General features: G+C 61.4%; 2 protein-coding genes. Both read left to right on the forward strand.

Annotated elements, in window-relative coordinates; translation table 11 throughout:
* Positions 1 to 8 precede the first annotated feature (8 nt).
* Entirely contained in the window at positions 9 to 428 is a 420-nt protein-coding gene (locus tag C6H66_RS24875; protein ID WP_105397048.1) for a DUF1795 domain-containing protein, read from the forward strand.
* 145 nt (positions 429 to 573) lie between these two features.
* The coding region (locus C6H66_RS24880; RefSeq protein WP_248000824.1) for a PAAR domain-containing protein at positions 574 to 4,205 on the forward strand (3,632 nt) is incomplete at its 3' end.

A 4,205-nucleotide genomic window follows, 5' to 3' on the forward strand; every position in this document is an offset into this window, starting at 1 on the left:
GAAAAAACATGGAAAACACCCCCTATCAAATGAATGAAGGCTCACTGACTATCCCAGACAACTGGCGGGATGAATCCATGAATGTCTTTGTGCTGCCGGACGACAGCGGCATCAATCTGGTGGTCAGCCGCACCCCGGTCCCCGCCGGCATGGATAACCACGCTTACTATGAACAGACCCTGGAACAGTTTTGCACCCATCTGCCCGGGTACCAGGAGCATCAGCGCGGCGAAATCACCCTCAGCCAGCAACCCGCCCGCCGTCTGGATTACCAGTGGAAAAGCCCGGAAGGCGACATGCACCAGACCGTGATACTGCAAATCCGGGGTCCGCTGCTGCTGACCTTCAACCTGACCTCCCCCGCGCCTTTTGAAGACGGTCAGCGTGAGGCGTTGCTGGCGGTTATCCACAGTTTTCAGGCCGCCTGATGAGCTGACAGGAGGAATGCCATGTCACTTGGTGATGAAATCGTCACCCGGATAGCGCGGGTTGGTGCGCAGCACGCGGTGCACGTCTCCCCGCCACCGGGCTCTCCCGGTCCGGCCGCCGCCCGTGAGGGCGACCCAATTAAACATGCCAGCTTCCTGGGGGGCGCTGGCGGGCGCCATTACCGGCGCATTGATAGGGGCGGCGGTCTTTGCCGCGGCMTCGGCACTGGTGGGGCTGACCGTCCTTACCGGCGGGCTGGCTACCGTCGCGGTCATCGCCCTGGGAACCGCGGCCACATTCGCCCTTGGCGATGTCATCAGCGCCGCCAGTTCGGCCGTCACGAAAATGGTGGACAGCATCGGCCCGCCGAGCGGTACGCTGGCAAGTGGTTCGCCCAATGTCTTTATCGAAGGCAAACCGGCGGCCAGAGCCACCACCGATATCGCCGCCTGTAGTCAACACCCGGCGCCGCCCCTGATTGCCCAGGGCAGTGAAACCGTGTTTATCAACGGCTCGCCGGCGGCCCGGGTAGATGACAAACTGGCGTGTGGCGCCACCATAAAATCCGGGGCCAAAACGGTGTTTATCGGCTCCGGTCAGGGAACTTACCTGGCTGTCGCCGAAGAGTTTTCCGCCTGGGAACGGGCGATACTGATGGCGGTTGAATTTCTGGCGCCGCCGTCACGCGGCGCCCTTAAAGGGCTGGGTAAGCTGTTTACCCGACAGGCCGGTAAAAAGGCCGTCAGCGGGGCGATTGCCGGTGCCCGGCATGCCGGAAAAGTGATATCAGGTAAAACCTTCTGCTGTGCCAAAACCGCCTTCAAAGAAACTCAGGGGGTGAAACGTTACCGGGAAGCGACGAAAAAATTCTTTACCGGCGACCCGATTGACGTCACTACCGGCCAGCTGTTTGACCAGCGGACCGATATCACCCTCGGCCAGACCCTGCCGCTGGTATTTCTGCGCAGCTGGGCGCCAGGGGAACAGGGCTTACTGGGACCGGGCTGGACGGACAGCTTCTCCGAATGCGCCCTTGCCACCGGCGACCGGGTAGAAATCCGCACCACCGAAGGGGCATCGCTTTACTTTGCCTTACCGGCCGCTTATACCCACAGCGTCAACCCGGAACACCCGGATTTCACCCTCAGCCGGGGAGAACAGGGCTATATTCTCCGGCACCGGGATTCACCGGTTCACAAGTATTTTGCGCTGTCCTCCCCGGCCTCATCCGAAGGGACACAGCGCTGGCGGCTCACGGAACACCGGGACGTGTATGACAACCGGCTGCGGTTTGTCTATAACGAGCACGGTCAACTGACACAGGTTCTCCACAGTGACGGGCCGGAGCTGACGCTGCTTTATAACCGGCGCGGACAACTGACCGAGATTCTCCGTACCGATGAAAGGTTACAGGAAGTGATGGCCCGTTATCACTACCATGATAACGGCCGGCTGGCGGAAGCGGACAGCGCCCAGCAATTTCATCTGTACTATGAATATAACGCGCAGGGTCTGATAAGCCGCTGGTCCGATGGCGACCAGACCTGGGTGGATTACCGTTATGATAAACAGGGGCGCTGTACCGACAGCGTGGGGGCCGGCGGCTACTATCCGGTTCACCTGGATTATGCCCCCGGCATCACCCGCTCCACCACCCCACAGGGGCACACCACCACCTGGCATTACAACGACCAGCAATTAATCACTGAAATCCACACCCCGCGCGGCGGCGTGACCCGTTATGACTATGACCGCTGGGGCCATCTGGTCAGACAGATATCACCGGAAGGGGAAACCCTGACGCTGACTTATCTGGCCGATACCGGCCGGGTAACCTCGCTGACGGAGGCCACCGGCGCGGTATGGCAGTACAGCTATGAGGCTGACAGCCTGCAACTGACCGGCATGACCGACCCGCTGCAACGCACCTGGCTGCCCCGGTATGATGAACAGGGCCAGCCCGCCGGATTTATTGCGCCGGACGGACGGAAAACCACGCTGACCCGCAATGCCTTCGGGCTGGTGACGGCCGAAACCGACCCGGACGGCAACCGCCGTACACAGGAATATGATAAGCATCAGCGACTGGTGCGGGTGCTGGATGAAGAGAACCGGACCGTCAGTCTGGGTTATGACAGTCAGGACCGGCTGCGCAGCCTGACCGCGGCGGGGGCGCTGTGGCGCTGGCGTTACGACCGTCATCACCGGGTGGCGGTCAGCGACCGGCCGGACAACCAGCTGGAACACTTCACCCATGACCGCCACGGCAACTTAACCTGCTGGACCGATGCCCGCGGCGTAGAATGGCAGGTCGAATACGGCCCGTTTGACCTGCCGGTCGCCCGGCGTGACGGCGAGGGGCATCGCTGGCAGTATCGTTATGATGCCGACACGCTGCAACTGACGCAGGTGATTAACCCGCAGGGGGAAACTTACAGCTACACCCTGGATGCGGACGGGCGGGTTATCACCGAGCAGGATTATGCCGGCACGCAGTGGCATTATCGCTATGACCGGTCGGGGAACTGCATTGAAAAGCGGGACGGGGAAGAGAACGTGACCCGCTATGATTATGATGCCGCGCACCGGCTGACGACGCTGCGCGCCCCGGAAGGGACCACTCGTTATCATTACGACATCCTGGGCCGGCTGTTAACCGTGGACTCCCCGGACAGCGCCCTGCATTTTGAATATGACGAGCAGGACCGGATAGTGCGAGAAATTCAGCCGCACGGCGAGATTCTGCGTCACTACCCGGATAACCGCGCGGTAGAACGGCAGTTGCTGACCGGCGAAAAAACGCCGGTTGCCGGCCCTGCCCGGTTTAGCGGGCAGACCCACCTCTGCCGCTGGCAGAGTCGCCGGGAAGTCAACCGGGTGGGGGAACTGATTACACTGGCGCTGGAGGGACAGGCGCCCCTGACCCTGGAACGGGATGACGCCGGCCGGGATACGGGGCGCTACGTGGACGGGGGATTTATTCTGCGCCAGCAGTACAGCCTGATGGGGCAGTTAACCGCGCAACGGGCCGGCCGTAATCCCCATTTCTTCCGGCCGGCTGAACTGGACGAGATTGCCGGACCCGCTTACGCGGGGGTGGCCCGCCGGTATGAATACGATGCCGCGCTGAACCTGACCACCGTCAGTGATGACGGGCAGCCGTTAAATTATCTCCTCAACGGCAATGGCCAGGTGATGTCGGTGGGCGAGGGCCGGACACTGCGGGAGCATTATCAGTATGATGAGACCGGGTACCCGTCAAGACGGTTTGACGGGGTGCAGGAGATTATGGGGGAAACCCTCTATCAGGAGGGGCATCGCCTGAACTGGGTGGACTCGCACCGGTTTGTTTACGACCGGGCCGGCCGCATGCAGGAGAAACAGTTTTTAGCGGAAGGTTGCCGGCTGGCGCTGACAAAATACCGGTGGAACAGCCAGAATCAGCTGACCGGGATTATCACCCCGGACGGGATACCGTGGGAATATCGCTATGACGCTTTCGGGCGACGGATAGAAAAACGGTGTATCCAGAGCGGTAAGCGGACCACCTACCTGTGGGACGGCGACGTGCCGGCGGAAATCCGGGAATATCAGCACGGCCGGCTGAAAATGATCCGCCATCTGGTGTTTGACGGCTGGGAACTGGTGGCGCAGCAGACGCAGGCGTTTACGCTGAATCTGGACAACCGGGTGGAACTGATGGCCGGGGAGGTGCAGACTCAATATGCGGTCAGCGCCCCGACCGGCGAGCCGCTGGCGCTGTTCGACCCGACGGG

The organism is Photorhabdus hindustanensis (assembly GCF_002968995.1).
GTDB lineage: Bacteria > Pseudomonadota > Gammaproteobacteria > Enterobacterales > Enterobacteriaceae > Photorhabdus > Photorhabdus akhurstii.

What these genes read in the sequence shown, in the direction of transcription:
- C6H66_RS24875 (WP_105397048.1), top strand. Translation starts at nt 9, where the DNA reads ATGGAAAACACCCCCTATCAAATGAATGAAGGCTCACTGACTATCCCA.